General features: G+C 44.8%; 17 protein-coding genes. 12 read left to right on the forward strand and 5 right to left on the reverse strand.

The genetic code is table 11. The features are described 5' to 3' along the window. Positions 1-235 (reverse strand): UPF0236 family transposase-like protein (locus tag ETB99_RS01255; protein WP_035019221.1); only part of this gene is annotated, 235 nt, incomplete at its 3' end. A gap of 263 nt (positions 236-498) precedes the next feature. Here ETB99_RS01255 and ETB99_RS01260 point away from each other — a divergent pair. The 4 genes from ETB99_RS01260 to ETB99_RS01275 all read left to right on the forward strand — a co-directional run bounded on the left by ETB99_RS01260 (position 499) and on the right by ETB99_RS01275 (position 2,861). Further along, on the forward strand, positions 499-1,458 hold the full coding sequence (locus tag ETB99_RS01260) for an NAD(P)H-dependent flavin oxidoreductase (protein WP_171699733.1): 960 nt from the start codon (positions 499-501) through the stop codon (positions 1,456-1,458). 32 nt (positions 1,459-1,490) lie between these two features. Further along, a complete protein-coding gene (locus tag ETB99_RS01265) occupies positions 1,491-1,760 on the forward strand; it encodes a UPF0223 family protein (protein ID WP_035020273.1) in 270 nt (89 codons plus the stop codon). A gap of 79 nt (positions 1,761-1,839) precedes the next feature. Further along, positions 1,840-2,028: a hypothetical protein gene (locus ETB99_RS01270; RefSeq protein WP_077429533.1), complete on the forward strand. Its 189-nt coding sequence runs from the start codon at positions 1,840-1,842 to the stop codon at positions 2,026-2,028. A 50-nt stretch (positions 2,029-2,078) separates the two neighbouring features. Beyond that, positions 2,079-2,861: an inositol monophosphatase family protein gene (locus ETB99_RS01275; protein WP_171699734.1), complete on the forward strand. Its 783-nt coding sequence runs from the start codon at positions 2,079-2,081 to the stop codon at positions 2,859-2,861. Positions 2,862-2,871: 10 nt separating this feature from the next. Here the strand turns inward: ETB99_RS01275 and ETB99_RS01280 are convergent, their stop codons facing one another. Further along, on the reverse strand, positions 2,872-3,045 hold the full coding sequence (locus tag ETB99_RS01280) for a DUF5325 family protein (protein ID WP_171699735.1): 174 nt from the start codon (positions 3,043-3,045) through the stop codon (positions 2,872-2,874). Between the two features lie 104 nt (positions 3,046-3,149). Between ETB99_RS01280 and typA the strand changes: the two genes are divergently transcribed. Genes typA through ETB99_RS01295 form a run of 3 tightly spaced genes read left to right on the forward strand, consistent with a single transcriptional unit; the run spans position 3,150 to position 5,578 of the window. Further along, positions 3,150-4,985, forward strand: a complete 1,836-nt coding sequence (typA, locus tag ETB99_RS01285) for a translational GTPase TypA (RefSeq protein ID WP_004891288.1) — start codon at positions 3,150-3,152, stop codon at positions 4,983-4,985. A gap of 12 nt (positions 4,986-4,997) precedes the next feature. Further along, complete coding sequence (locus ETB99_RS01290) at positions 4,998-5,300, forward strand: YlaH-like family protein (RefSeq protein WP_006321349.1); 303 nt, start codon at positions 4,998-5,000, stop codon at positions 5,298-5,300. Beyond that, positions 5,297-5,578: a hypothetical protein gene (locus ETB99_RS01295; RefSeq protein WP_004891286.1), complete on the forward strand. Its 282-nt coding sequence runs from the start codon at positions 5,297-5,299 to the stop codon at positions 5,576-5,578. The genes ETB99_RS01290 and ETB99_RS01295 overlap by 4 nt, the downstream gene beginning before the upstream one ends. A 29-nt stretch (positions 5,579-5,607) precedes the next feature. On the opposite strand, the gene ETB99_RS01300 is transcribed toward ETB99_RS01295, so the two are convergent. Continuing rightward, the gene (locus ETB99_RS01300) at positions 5,608-5,808 is read right to left on the reverse strand and encodes a YlaI family protein (protein WP_004891284.1); all 201 of its coding nucleotides are present in this window, start codon (positions 5,806-5,808) and stop codon (positions 5,608-5,610) included. Between the two features lie 93 nt (positions 5,809-5,901). Here ETB99_RS01300 and ETB99_RS01305 point away from each other — a divergent pair, with 93 nt between their 5' ends. Then, positions 5,902-6,357: a pyridoxamine 5'-phosphate oxidase family protein gene (locus tag ETB99_RS01305; RefSeq protein ID WP_171699736.1), complete on the forward strand. Its 456-nt coding sequence runs from the start codon at positions 5,902-5,904 to the stop codon at positions 6,355-6,357. Positions 6,358-6,377: 20 nt separating this feature from the next. On the opposite strand, the gene ETB99_RS01310 is transcribed toward ETB99_RS01305, so the two are convergent. After that, on the reverse strand, positions 6,378-6,962 hold the full coding sequence (locus ETB99_RS01310; RefSeq protein WP_171699737.1) for a YhcN/YlaJ family sporulation lipoprotein: 585 nt from the start codon (positions 6,960-6,962) through the stop codon (positions 6,378-6,380). Between the two features lie 109 nt (positions 6,963-7,071). Here ETB99_RS01310 and ETB99_RS01315 point away from each other — a divergent pair, with 109 nt between their 5' ends. Further along, on the forward strand, positions 7,072-8,403 hold the full coding sequence (locus ETB99_RS01315; protein ID WP_171699738.1) for a PhoH family protein: 1,332 nt from the start codon (positions 7,072-7,074) through the stop codon (positions 8,401-8,403). 23 nt (positions 8,404-8,426) lie between these two features. On the opposite strand, the gene ETB99_RS01320 is transcribed toward ETB99_RS01315, so the two are convergent. Further along, positions 8,427-8,921: a molybdopterin-binding protein gene (locus ETB99_RS01320; RefSeq protein ID WP_077429527.1), complete on the reverse strand. Its 495-nt coding sequence runs from the start codon at positions 8,919-8,921 to the stop codon at positions 8,427-8,429. A 140-nt stretch (positions 8,922-9,061) separates the two neighbouring features. Between ETB99_RS01320 and ETB99_RS01325 the strand changes: the two genes are divergently transcribed. The 3 genes from ETB99_RS01325 (at position 9,062) to pyc (ending at position 14,137) form a co-directional block, all read left to right on the forward strand. Further along, positions 9,062-9,352, forward strand: a complete 291-nt coding sequence (locus ETB99_RS01325; protein WP_004891276.1) for an Fpa/YlaN family protein — start codon at positions 9,062-9,064, stop codon at positions 9,350-9,352. Between the two features lie 74 nt (positions 9,353-9,426). Next, entirely contained in the window at positions 9,427-10,632 is a 1,206-nt protein-coding gene (gene ftsW, locus ETB99_RS01330; protein ID WP_171699739.1) for a putative lipid II flippase FtsW, read from the forward strand. Positions 10,633-10,696: 64 nt separating this feature from the next. Continuing rightward, positions 10,697-14,137, forward strand: coding sequence for a pyruvate carboxylase (gene pyc, locus ETB99_RS01335; protein ID WP_171699740.1), 3,441 nt, complete (start codon positions 10,697-10,699; stop codon positions 14,135-14,137). The last annotated feature ends 5 nt before the right edge of the window (positions 14,138-14,142 follow it).

Genomic DNA, 14,142 nt, shown 5'->3' on the forward strand with positions numbered 1-14,142 from the left:
TTTCACGGTCAAAGTAGTAGTTTCGCTTCACTTCCACCTCTCCAAATAGCGTTTGGAGTCGGATCGTCCGCTTATCTTTGAGCGCATATCGTTTCTTGTCCCGCTGTTCTGCCAATGTGCGGTCGATCTCCTCCAACACCTGTTGAAGGAGATGACCATATTGTTTTTGCATATGTCTAAATAAAGACTGTTCGATCTCTTTTAATGTCAAGCCGTTTGTGATATAATCCTGCATGGGCTCCACTCCTTTCTTTGGTTGTATTTTTTTCGCACTTACTACCTTACCAGGAGGAGAGCCCGTTTTTCATCTATTTTGCTTACATATCTGACAGGTTCCTTATTATACCAAATCAGGAACCTGTCTTTTTTTCTCCCACAAACATTTTACTCATACTTTTTGCTTAAAAATCAAAACGATTGCATATTTCTTCATTTATTGTTTGTGAAGGACTTTTCTTTATAAGTGAAGAATGATAAAAAGTAAAGGGGGAATGATGTGTGAACTGGAACACGAGAGTAACGGAGTTGTTAGGTATTCGTTATCCGATTATTCAAGGGGGGCTTGCGTATTTAGCATATGCCGATTTAGCGGCGGCGGTGTCGAATGCTGGGGGACTAGGGCAAATTACGGCGATGTCGCTTGAGACACCTGATGAGCTGCGAGAAGAAATTAAAAAAGTGCGCGAAAAAACGGACAAACCGTTTGGTGTGAATTTTGCGATCGGACAACATGGGCGTCCGTTTGCGCACATGCTTGAAGTAGCGATTGAAGAACAGGTGCCGGTCATTTCGATGACGGGCGGAAATCCTGCGCCTATTTTTGAACAGTTAAAAGGCGTATCTGTGAAAAAGCTTGTGCTCGTGGCGGCGGTACGCCAAGCAGTGAAAGCAGAGGAGCTTGGGGCAGATGCGGTTATGGTTGTCGGTCAAGAAGGAGGCGGACATCTCGGCAAGCACGATATCGGAACGTTTGTCCTAGTGCCGCGCGTCGTCGATTCCGTATCGATTCCTGTCATCGCGTCAGGTGGCATTGGCGACGGGCGCGGGCTGATGGCTGCCCTTGCGCTTGGAGCGGAAGGCATTGAAATGGGCACGCGCTTTATTGCGACGAAAGAATGCATTCATGCGCATCCTGTGTATAAACAAATGCTTGTGGAACGCACAGAAAGCGACACCGTCGTCATTAAACGATCGCTCGGTGCCCCTGCGCGCGCTTTGTTGAACGAATGGACAGAAAAAATTTTACAGTTTGAACAAGAAGGAAAAGGATACGAACAACTAAAAGAGTACATTAGCGGAAAAGCGAACAAACGATTTATTTACGACGGTCATACAGAAGAAGGATTTGCATGGGCGGGGCAAGTGATCGGACTTATTCACGATGTGCCGACCGTTAGCGAACTTTTTGCGCGCATCATTCAAGAGGCAGAACAAATTCGCGCACGTTGGGCAAACTAAAACGAAACAGCAAACAAAGAAAGGTGAACATCATGAAATATGCTTATCCGATTGATTACAGTTGGTCAACCGAAGAAATCATCGACGTTATTAAATTTTACGAAGGCGTTGAACAAGCGTACGAACAAGGGATTGAACGAGAGCAATTCATGAACTTATATCGCCGCTTTAAACAAATCGTTCCAAGCAAAGCGGAAGAGCGAAAACTATGCGATGAATTTGAAAAAGTAAGCGGCTATTCCTCTTACCAAACAGTTAAAAAAGGAAAAGAGTTGTCCAACGGAGAGATTGTGAAAATGTAAAGTTGCATATCCCCCTTTCGCTACATAGTATATAAAAAAGAATTTTCAGAAAAAATAAGAGCGGAAGGGGTGCACAAATGTGAGAAAAACAGCCGATGGATTTAGAAAAATGGATGGAGAACGCCGAATAAAAGTATTAAAGCTCGAAGTTGATTATGAACTAGCCACCCTTTATGAAGCGATGTTAGAAAATAATGAAGCGAAAAAAAATGAATGTAAACGAAAACTCGAAAGACTGCGCCAAGAACTTATTCGTCTGTCGAACTGAAAGGCGGCAAACGCCGCCTTTTCTACATAAATATATGCAGGAGGTTTTTTATGTGGAACGAAATTGATCAACATATGCAGCATTGGATTCGCGAAGCAGGGGAACGCATACGCGATGCGTTTCAAACGAAACTAAAAATCGAAACGAAATCAAGCCCGTCCGATTTAGTAACAAACGTCGATCGCGAAATTGAACAATTTTTTATTGAACGCATTCGCCAAACGTATCCGACGCATCGCATTTTAGGAGAAGAAGGGCTCGGCGATGAATTACAAGCGCTAGATGGTATCGTTTGGATTATCGACCCAATTGACGGGACGATGAATTTTATTCATCAACAGCGCCATTTTGCGATTTCTGTCGGGGTGTTTCAAGACGGTGTCGGCATGCTTGGCTACATATATGATGTGGCGTTTGACGAGCTATATTACGCCCAAAAAGGAAAAGGGGCGTTTTTAAACGGCACGCCGCTTCCACCACTTGAGAAAACGACGCTTGAACGTTCAATCATTTCGCTAAATGCAACGTGGGTGACAGAAAACCGTCGCATCGACCCACATGTGCTAGCCCCGCTTGTGAAAAAAGCGCGCGGCACGCGTTCATACGGTTCTGCGGCACTTGAGATGGCGTACATCGCATCAGGTAAACTAGATGCGTACATTACGCTTCGGTTGTCGCCGTGGGATATTGCTGGTGGGATGGTTATTGTTGAAGAAGTAGGCGGTGTGGTGACAAATTTGTACGGTGAGCCGCTCAATATGATTGAAAAAAGCTCGGTGTTTGTTTCAAAACCGGGATTGCATGAAGAAATACTTGCGATGATCAAGCGCTAACTATCGCTCGTTAGCGCTTTTTCTTTTTTTTTAGTGAAAAACTAAGCCCCATCACGCCAAAAAAGGCAATAAGAGAACCGACGATCGCTGGCACATGTCGATAAGCGATCGCAATGCCGGTGCCTATTAACGTTATCGTCGCAAGTAGCGCCATTATAAAAAAAAGCGGTTGAAATTTATTCATATGTTTTCCTCCTCTTTCCTTTAGATTACAACAAAACATTCCGCTTTTCTACTATGTTTGTGCTATAATAGACGCGCAATGTTGAAAAATAGGAGTTGAAACCATTGAGAAACGATATTCGCAACATCGCGATTATTGCGCACGTTGACCACGGAAAAACGACGTTAGTCGACCAATTGCTTCGCCAATCCGGCACGTTTCGGGCGAACGAACAAGTGGAAGAACGGGCGCTTGATCGCAACGATTTAGAGCGTGAACGAGGCATTACGATTTTAGCAAAAAATACAGCCATTCAATACAAAGGCACGCGCATTAACATTTTAGATACGCCGGGACATGCCGACTTCGGTGGAGAAGTCGAACGCATTATGCGGCTCGTTGATGGGGTGTTGCTCGTCGTCGATGCGTACGAAGGATGTATGCCACAAACGCGCTTCGTGTTAAAAAAAGCGTTAGAACAAAACTTAACGCCGATTGTTGTCGTTAATAAAATTGACCGCGAATTTGCGCGCCCACACGAAGTCGTCGATGAAGTGATCGATTTATTTATTGAGCTCGGGGCATCAGAAGACCAGCTTGAGTTTCCGGTCGTGTACGCTTCAGCGATTAACGGAACGGCAAGTTTAGATGCAGACAAACAAGACGCCGACATGACGGCGCTATTTGAAACGATTATTGAACATATTCCGGCTCCAATCGACAATAGCGATGAGCCGCTTCAATTTCAAGTCGCCCTTCTCGACTATAACGATTACGTCGGTCGCATTGGAATCGGCCGTATTTTCCGCGGGCGCATGCAAGTGGGACAACAAGTCGCCCTTATGAAGCTAGACGGCTCTGTGAAAACGTTTCGCGTCACAAAACTGTTTGGCTTCCTCGGATTAAAACGCATCGAAATTGAAGAAGCGAAAGCGGGCGATTTAGTGGCTGTTTCCGGCATGGAAGATATTAACGTAGGTGAAACAGTATGTCCGCTTGACGCGCAAGAAGCATTGCCTCCGCTTCGCATTGACGAACCGACGTTACAAATGACGTTTCTTGTGAACAATAGCCCGTTTGCAGGACGAGAAGGAAAACATGTGACCGCAAGAAAAATTGAAGAACGTCTTCGTTTACAGTTAGAAACAGACGTCTCGCTTCGCGTTGAGCCGACCGATTCGCCAGATGCATGGATCGTGTCAGGTCGTGGGGAGCTTCATTTATCGATTTTAATTGAAAATATGCGCCGTGAAGGTTTTGAACTGCAAGTATCAAAGCCAGAAGTCATTATGAAAGAAATCGATGGCGTCATGTGCGAGCCAGTTGAGCGTGTACAAATTGACATTCCAGAAGAATATACAGGGGCGATTATGGAGTCGCTTGGGGCGCGCAAAGGGGAAATGATCGATATGGTCAATAACGGAAACGGGCAAGTGCGCCTTATTTTCCTCGTGCCTGCGCGCGGATTAATCGGCTATCGGACGGAATTTATGTCGCTTACGCGCGGATACGGTATTTTAAACCATTCGTTCGACAGCTATCAACCTGTCATCCAAGGGCAAATTGGCGGCAGACATCAAGGGGTGCTCATTTCGATGGAGACAGGAAAAGCGACGGCTTATGGCATTATGCAAGTCGAAGACCGCGGCGTTATTTTCATCGAGCCGGGAACGGAAGTGTATGAAGGGATGATCGTTGGCGAACATAGCCGCGACAACGATTTAGTCGTGAACGTATGCAAAATGAAACATGTGACAAACGTTCGCTCATCGACAAAAGAACAAACGGTGACGATGAAAAAACCGCGTCTCATGACGTTAGAAGAAGCGCTCGAATATTTAAACGACGACGAATATTGCGAAGTGACGCCACAATCGATTCGCTTGCGCAAAAAAATATTAGATAAAAACGAACGCGAAAAAATTGCGAAAAAGAAAAAACTCGCTGAGCAAAAGAAATAGGGGGAAGTCGTCATGGATGTGATCGGTCGCCTGTCATTTTTCGCTTCGCTATACAACGTGCACGAACAGCCGATAACAGGGATGTGGTTGTTGTACGCGACGATCGTCGTGTTAGCGATCATTGTGTATCGTCTCGGCTTTGCGCGTAAATTACCGATGTTAAAAAACGTCGTCATTTATACGCTACTTGTGCTCGGCTGTACGATTTTAACGTTTTTTGCTGTCTTTTTACCTGTGGCGGAAGGATTGCTTGTCGCTGCCGTCGTATTAATCATTTATAAATGGCGTCTTCGTCGCGAGGGGGAAAATGCGTGAAATTACAAGATGCGGTATACAATTGGCTGACAATTAAAGTGGTTGCGCAGGCGCGCCCAGACGATACGGCAGCACAAGAGACGGAACAATTTTTTTCTGATTTGTTGCGTGAAGATCATGCGATTGAGGAAATCGCATATACAAAAGAAGATGACGTCTATACGGTCGCGTTTACTGTAAACAACGAATCACGCACGTTTCGCTTTCCAGCCGAGCTCGTCGAAACGATGCTCGATCAAATCAATCGCGAACCTGAAAAATATGTCAATTACGAATAAGCGCCCACGCTTCGTGCAGGGCGCTTTTCTTACCATTCTGTTTCATGTTTGCTCGTGCGGAAAAAGCGAAATTTGCCCGTTGCAAGCCGTTCTTTCGTTTTTTGCGCAATGCGCTCATGGCACGTTTCACACATATACGTATGAATCGGGCGATTGCGCAATCGTTTTGCAAGCAACGTTTCATCGTTTAACGTATCTATTTTTTCACAAAGAATGCATCGTACTCTCATCGTCAAACCTCACATGTTTTTTTAAAAATTAGTATATCATATCATTTGAAAGTGTGTGAAAAAAAGGTATGATAAAAATAAGGAGGGATACATATGCCAAATGCGGTAGAGCCAACATTAATTGAACCGTTGTTCCAAGCGTTACAAAAAGAACGATATGTCATTGTATGTACGATTGACCACGAAACAGGTGCACCAAATGCAAGTGCGATTTCATGGGTGTATGCGCCTGCCCCTGACAAAGTATATTTTGCGGTCGATCAACGTTCCCGCATCGTTGCGAACGTGAAAGCGAATCCAGCGATTTCGATCGTTTTAATCGCCAACGAATCGACGTACTCCATTAGCGGAAAAGCGCACGTGAAAGTTGAAAAATTAGAAAATGTTCCGTTGAAGCTTGCCGCGGTTCAAGTCGATATTGAAGAAGTGCGTGATGTCATGTTTTACGGAGCGAAAATTTCCGTTGAGCCGAAATATGAAAAAACGTACGATGCGCAAGCTGCTGCCAAGCTCGATCAACAAGTAATGAGCGCGTTAAAACAAGCATAAGCCGGGCGAGATCGCTCGGCTTATTTCATATGGTCGTTTGATTGTTTTTGTTGTTCGTTTTCGAGTTGCTGCTGTTCCCCTTCATTTAGCTGCTTATCGTTTTGTCTTGTTGAGCGCGGATTTGTCGTTTGTAAAAAGTCGCTTGGAATTTCAGGCATGACCCGTCCGACGATGGCGGCGAGTTCATCCATAAATCCTTGAATCGGCTTTCCTTTCTCCACTTGTTTTTGAATGGCTTTTAACCTCGTATTCAAATCCGCATCAGCGATGACGATCGCATTCGCCCCGTACGGATCTTTTTGTAAGCTCTCCACGACAGAATATTTCACCGTCCCCACCCGCGACGGATCGAGTTTAGCGTTGACGTCGATGCCGACTAACGCATATTTCCCGACAACTAATACGGTCGCATCGTTGACATTCGGCACGCTGCTCGCAAGATGGGCGAGATGACGGGCAATTTGTTGTCCTGATTTATTGACGATTTTTTCATTTGTCGTATTTTTCACATGAATGAGCGAATCGCGATCGTTCGGCTGTGCTTGTTGTCCGCAGGCGCTTATAAAAAGCAACATGAAGATGAAGATATATTTCAATCGTTCCACCCCTTTTCGTCTTTAACTTTATTTTGCAAAACTTCTTCTATCTTTATACGCCCGTTCATATATATAAACAACAATCCCGTCCAACGACGGTCGTCAAGGGGGAAAAAGCGTGAGCAAAAAAATATACGTATTAGATACAAACGTATTGTTACAAGATCCGTATTCCATTTTTTCCTTTCAAGATAATGAAGTTGTCATCCCGGCTGTCGTGTTAGAAGAAGTGGACTCAAAAAAGCGATATATGGACGAAGTAGGGAGAAACGCTCGACAAGTGTCGAAAATTATTGATAACTTAAGGAAAAACGGAAAATTGCATGAAAAAATCCCGCTTGATAACGGTGGGGTGTTGCGCATTGAATTAAACCATCGCTCCTTTCAGCAACTCCAAGAAATTTTTGTAGAAAAAACGAATGATAATCGCATTTTAGCTGTGGCGAAAAATTTATCGTTGGAAGAACAAACGAAAGAAAATGGACGTCCGGTCATTTTAGTGAGCAAAGATGCGCTCGTGCGCGTCAAAGCTGATGCGATTGGGCTTGAGGCGGAAGATTTTTTAAGCGACCGCGTCGTGGAAATTGACCATATTTACACCGGCTTTTTAGATTTGTACATAAGTCCAGAACATTTGGCGCGCTTTTATGAAAAAGGTGAGCTTGTGCTAGCGGAAATTACAAACCACCCGTTTTATCCGAATCAGTTTATTATTATGAAAGATGCGCTTGGCGGTTCGTCATCAGCGCTTGGGATGGTTGATCATACCGGGAAAAAAGTGCGCAAACTCATCTTTCACTACGATCACATTTGGGGCATTCGTCCGCGCAACGTGCAACAAACGATGGCATGTGAACTGTTGCTTCGCACCGACATTCCGCTCGTGACGCTCATCGGAAAAGCAGGAACAGGAAAGACGTTGCTGGCGTTAGCGGCAGGATTGATGCAGACGGAAGATTTACGGCTATATAAAAAGCTGCTTGTCGCCCGCCCGATTGTACCGGTTGGAAAAGATATCGGCTATTTGCCGGGGGAAAAACAAGAGAAATTACGCCCGTGGATGCAACCGGTTTTTGATAACTTACATTTTTTATTTGATACGAAAAAGCCGGGTGAGCTTGATGCGATTTTATCAGGCATGGGGTCGATTGAAGTCGAGGCGCTTACGTATATACGCGGCAGAAGCATTCCAGAGCAGTTTATTATTATTGATGAGGCACAAAACTTAACGAAACATGAAGTGAAAACAATTTTAACGCGCGTAGGGGAACGAAGTAAAATTGTATTAATGGGTGATCCTGCCCAAATCGACCATCCGTATTTGGATGAATACAATAATGGGCTCACATACGTCGTTGAGAAATTTAAAGAACAAAAAGTCGCCGGGCACGTGCGGTTAATTAAAGGGGAGCGCTCGTCGCTGGCGCAGCTTGCTGCCGATCTTTTATAAGAAAAGAGGCGAAGCGCCTCTTTTCACTCGACGATAAACGCCCGCACGTGTGTGATCGGATTGTCGCGATTAGAGCCGTCGCCGAAATAAATATGGACAGGTCCATCTTCTTTGAGTGGTTTGCCTTCTTTTGCAAAACATAATAACAGCTCATATGCTTCCGTAAGTGGGATCGTCGTATCACCGTTTTCTGTGACGATAGTGACACGTGTTGCATCGTCGTTCGGTTCCGCGTTGCGCAAAAACGGGGCGAACGGCATGCCGAACGTGCCTGTTAATATTTTTTCTTTTTCAAATTGCTTTTCTGTTTGCAACGTTGGAGGGGACACAGCTCCTTCTTGAATTTCGCGATCCCAATATGCTGAAATTTTTTGAATGTCGTCGCTGTCTTCCCGTTGTTCTATTTCTGGATGGCGTGTAAAATAAGTATGTACATCTACTTTGCGATCGTCAAAAATCCACACGCTCGGGTCGAGTGTAATCGTAAACTTAACGTTCCCTTTGATGATCATGATCATTTTTATTCCCCCTATCTCGTTTCCATTATATGATGGAAGCGCTTATTTGTAAAACGAATCGTCCGAGGCGTGATGCTTGCATTTTTCTCGTATTCACGATAAGATGAAAAAACAGGAACGTACGGAACGGAGGGGTCAACGTGACGCCTGAAGTGGCGATAAACTTTCGAGAAAGAGCCTATTCGTTATTGCAAGCGGATGCGGAGAAAATTGTGAAGCTGATTCAAGTGCAAATGGATCATTTAACGATGCCGCAATGTCCGCTATATGAAGAAGTGCTAGATACGCAAATGTTCGGGCTATCCCGTGAAATTGACTTTGCGGTCCGCTTAGGGCTTGTCGATGAAAAAGACGGGAAGGCGATTTTAGACCGACTTGAGCGGGAGCTTTCGGCATTGCATGAAGCGTGCACGAAAAAGAAGAAAAAATGACAAAAACTCAAACGAATTTCGTTTGGGTTTTTTCTGTTTTGTAGTACAATGCAAGTAAGAAAGAGAAAAGGAAGATGGAGCAGATGCGCTTGAAAACGTTTTTGAAGTATCATGATTATCCATTAATCATCTCGGTGCTGTTATTATCGTTGTTCGGGCTTGTCATGGTATATAGCGCGAGCATGATTACTGCAGTCGTCCGCTTTCATACAACGAGCGATTATTTTTTCAAAAAACAAACATGGGCGTGGATGATTGGTGTCGTCGTTTTTTTATTGACTGCATTTGTTCCGTATAAACATTATGCGCGCAAAAAGTTTTTGCAATTCATTTTTTTCGTTATGCCTTTGCCGCTCATTTACGTTCTTTTACTTGGACATACAGTGAACAATGCGACAAGTTGGATCAAACTCGGTCCGGTGAACGTTCAGCCCGCAGAGTTTGCGAAAATCGGCTTAATTGTATATTTAAGCGGGGTGCTCGCAAACAAACAAAAAAAGCTACAAACATCGCCGCAAGAGGTGCTTTTTCCGATTTATTACATGCTGTTTATTTGCTTGCTTATTTTTTTACAGCCGGACGTTGGAACGATGGTGATTATCGGAGTCATTTGCGTGGCGATCATCTTTTCTTCTGCGGCAAGCAAACGGCTGTTAATGAAACAGTTTTTATTGTTCAGTTTGATCGTTGGACTCGTTGCACTCATTTCTGGTCCGTTTATATACGATCGAGTATTTACAAAAGAGCGACTATCACGCATCGACGGCTTTTTACATCCGTTTAAGTATGCAGATGATGAAGGATACCAACTGACCAACTCGTATATTGCGATCGGAAATGGAGGATTAAAAGGGTTTGGACTTGGACAAAGCATTCAAAAGTACGGCTATTTACCAGAGGCACACACCGACTTCATTATGGCGGTCATCGCGGAAGAGCTTGGGTTATTTGGTGTTTCGTTCGTCCTTCTTTTATTGTCGTTCATCGTCTTGCGTGGTTTTGTTATTGCGAGAAAATGTCACGATGCATTTGGCAGTTTATTAGCCATTGGCATCGCAACGATGATTGGCTTTCAAGCGTTCGTCAACCTTGGAGGGTTAACGGGCATTATTCCAATTACAGGGGTCACGCTCCCATTTGTGAGCTACGGCGGTTCTTCGCTCGTTTTACTTATGATGTCTGTGGGAGTGCTTGCCAACATTTCTGCTGTCGCAAACTACGAAAAATATAAAACAGAAAAACAAAACAATATTCAAAAAAATCACGTTTCTTTTTCGTAATCCTATTTACAAATACAGAAAATTCGTTATAGTTTTTATATAAAGAATAGGGGGAGGATTGCACATGAGGCGTATTGAAAAAGTACTTGTCGCTAACCGTGGCGAAATTGCGATTCGCGTCTTTCGTGCGTGCAACGAGCTCGGCATTCGTACCGTTGCCATTTACTCGCGCGAAGATGCCGGATCGTATCATCGCTACAAAGCGGATGAAGCGTATTTAGTTGGGGAAGGAAAAAAGCCGATTGAAGCGTATTTAGATATCGAAGGCATTATCGAAATTGCAAAAATGCATGATGTTGATGCAATTCATCCGGGATACGGATTTTTATCGGAAAACATCGAATTTGCGAAACGATGCGAAGAAGAAGGCATCATTTTTATCGGACCGCGAAAAGAGCATTTAAATATGTTTGGCGATAAAGTAAAAGCGCGCCACCAAGCGAAACAAGCGGGCATTCCGGTCATTCCGGGAAGCGATGGCCCTGTGCAAAGCTTGGAGGATGTCGTGCGCTTTGGTGAGACATACGGTTATCCGATGATCATTAAAGCGGCATTAGGCGGTGGTGGTCGCGGCATGCGCATCGTTCGCTCGCAAGCGGAAGTAAAAGAAGCGTATGAGCGCGCTAAATCGGAAGCGAAAGCCGCATTCGGTAGCGACGACGTGTATGTCGAAAAATTAATTGAAAAGCCAAAACATATTGAAGTGCAAATTTTAGGTGATGCATACGGCAACATCGTTCATTTATACGATCGCGACTGTTCCGTTCAGCGCCGTCATCAAAAAGTCGTGGAAGTCGCACCGAGCGTGTCGCTCTCGAAGGAGCTTCGCGAAGAAATTTGTGAAGCAGCAGTCAAACTTATGAAAAACGTGCAATATGTGAACGCAGGAACGGTCGAATTTCTCGTTTCTGGCGATGAATTTTACTTTATTGAAGTCAACCCGCGCATCCAAGTTGAACATACGATTACCGAGATGATTACCGGTATCGATATCGTTCAATCGCAAATTTTAATTGCGGAAGGGTATGCGCTACATAGCGAAAAGGTCGGCATTCCGAAGCAAGAAGACATTCATGTTCACGGATATGCAATTCAGTCACGCGTCACAACAGAAGATCCGCTAAATAACTTTATGCCAGATACAGGGAAAATTATGGCGTATCGCTCAGGTGGTGGTTTCGGTGTTCGCTTAGATACCGGAAATAGTTTTCAAGGAGCAGTCATTACCCCGTATTACGATTCGCTATTAGTGAAAGTGACGACATGGGCGTTAACGTTTGAACAAGCGGCGGCGAAAATGTTACGCAACTTGCGTGAGTTTCGTATTCGCGGCATTAAAACGAACATCCCGTTTTTAGAAAACGTCGTGCAACATCCGAAGTTTTTAACAGGGGAATATGATACATCGTTTATTGATACGACGCCAGAGCTGTTTATTTTCCCAAAACGAAAAGACCGTGGTACGAAATTGTTATCGTATATCGGAACAGTAACTGTAAACGGATTTCCGGGCATCGGAAAAAAGAAAAAGCCGGTCTTTGACCCGCCGCGCATCCCGAAAGTGAGCTATATCGAACCGATGCCGAAAGGGACGAAACATATTTTAGATGCGCATGGGGCCGACGGACTCGTTCAATGGATTAAACAACAAAACCGTGTATTGCTTACGGATACGACGTTTCGTGATGCCCATCAATCGCTTTTAGCGACGCGCGTGCGCACAAACGACTTGTTGCGCATCGCTGAGCCGACGGCGCGTTTATGGCCGCAGCTATTTTCGATGGAAATGTGGGGCGGGGCGACGTTTGATGTCGCATATCGCTTTTTAAAAGAAGACCCGTGGGAGCGCCTCATTCAATTGCGTGAAAAAATTCCGAATGTCCTGTTTCAAATGTTGCTTCGCGCTTCCAATGCCGTTGGGTATAAAAACTATCCAGATAACGTCATTCGCGAGTTCGTGGCGAAATCAGCCGAAGCAGGCATTGACGTATTCCGCATTTTCGACAGTTTAAACTGGGTGAAAGGGATGACTGTTGCCATTGATGCAGTACGTCAATCTGGAAAAGTGGCGGAGGCAGCCATTTGCTATACAGGCGATATTTTCGATCCTGCGCGCACGAAATATAATCTCGACTACTATAAAAACTTAGCGAAAGAGCTTGAACAAGCAGGTGCGCACATTTTAGCGATTAAAGACATGGCAGGGCTATTAAAGCCGCAAGCAGCGTATACGTTCATTTCCGCTTTAAAAGAAGTCGTCGACATTCCGATTCATTTGCATACGCACGACACGAGCGGAAACGGCATTTACACATACGCCAAAGCGATCGAAGCGGGAGTAGATATTGTAGACGTTGCGGTTAGCTCGATGGCTGGTTTAACGTCCCAACCGAGCGCCAACACGCTTTATTATGCGCTAGAAGGAACGGAACGTGCCCCGGAAGTCGATATTACATCGCTTGAAAAACTGTCGCGCTATTGGGAAGATGTGCGCCAATATTATGCTGACTTTGAAAGCGGCATGAACGCACCGCATACGGAAGTATATATGCACGAAATGCCGGGCGGACAATATAGCAACCTTCAACAACAAGCGAAAGCTGTCGGTTTAGGAGACCGCTGGGACGAAGTAAAAGAAATGTATCGCCGCGTCAACGATTTATTTGGCGATATTGTCAAAGTGACACCGTCATCGAAAGTTGTCGGTGATATGGCGCTATATATGGTACAAAACAATTTAACCGAGCAGGACATTTACGAACGCGGGGACACGCTTGACTTCCCTGATTCGGTTGTTGAACTGTTTGAAGGATATCTCGGTCAGCCGCACGGCGGATTCCCAGAAACGTTGCAGCGCATCATTTTAAAAGGGCGCGAACCGATTACTGTTCGTCCTGGAGAGCTGTTAGAGCCGGTCGACTTTGAGAAGTTGCGCGAAGAGTTATATCATATCGTTCAACGCGAAGTGACAGACTACGACGTGCTCGCTTATGCGCTATATCCGAAAGTGTTCGTTGAATATGCGCGCACCGTTGAGCAGTTTGGGGATGTATCTGTTTTGGATACGCCGACGTTTTTATACGGCATGCGCCTTGGTGAAGAAATTGAAGTTGAAATTGAGAAAGGGAAAACGTTAATCGTCAAACTCGTCTCCATCGGTCAGCCGCAAGCGGACGGTACGCGAATTGTATACTTTGAATTAAACGGTCAACCGCGCGAAATAGTCATTAAAGATGAAAGCATTAAAACAACAGTTGTCGCGCGCGTGAAAGCCGATCGCAACAATCCGAACCATATTGCTGCGACGATGCCGGGAACGGTCGTAAAAGTGCTCGTTGAAAAAGGGGAAAAGGTGAAAAAAGGCGATCATCTCATGATTACGGAAGCGATGAAAATGGAAACGACGGTGCAAGCGCCGTTTTCAGGTGTCGTTAAAGACATTTACGTTCAAGGCGGCGACGCCATTCAAACGGGCGATTTGTTAATTGAATTAGCGGAAAAATAAAAGAA

The organism is Anoxybacillus sp. CHMUD (genome assembly GCF_013096965.1).
In the GTDB taxonomy this organism is placed as follows: Bacteria; Bacillota; Bacilli; order Bacillales; family Anoxybacillaceae; genus Anoxybacillus; species Anoxybacillus kestanbolensis_A.

Coding starts and splice junctions, on each gene's coding strand:
- ETB99_RS01265 (WP_035020273.1), top strand. CDS start 1,491: ATGAAATATGCTTATCCGATTGATTACAGTTGGTCAACCGAAGAAATC.
- ETB99_RS01275 (WP_171699734.1), top strand. CDS start 2,079: ATGTGGAACGAAATTGATCAACATATGCAGCATTGGATTCGCGAAGCA.
- ETB99_RS01280 (WP_171699735.1), bottom strand. CDS start 3,045: ATGAATAAATTTCAACCGCTTTTTTTTATAATGGCGCTACTTGCGACG.
- ETB99_RS01290 (WP_006321349.1), top strand. CDS start 4,998: ATGGATGTGATCGGTCGCCTGTCATTTTTCGCTTCGCTATACAACGTG.
- ETB99_RS01300 (WP_004891284.1), bottom strand. CDS start 5,808: ATGAGAGTACGATGCATTCTTTGTGAAAAAATAGATACGTTAAACGAT.
- ETB99_RS01305 (WP_171699736.1), top strand. CDS start 5,902: ATGCCAAATGCGGTAGAGCCAACATTAATTGAACCGTTGTTCCAAGCG.
- ETB99_RS01320 (WP_077429527.1), bottom strand. CDS start 8,921: ATGATCATGATCATCAAAGGGAACGTTAAGTTTACGATTACACTCGAC.
- ftsW (WP_171699739.1), top strand. CDS start 9,427: ATGGAGCAGATGCGCTTGAAAACGTTTTTGAAGTATCATGATTATCCA.
- pyc (WP_171699740.1), top strand. CDS start 10,697: ATGAGGCGTATTGAAAAAGTACTTGTCGCTAACCGTGGCGAAATTGCG.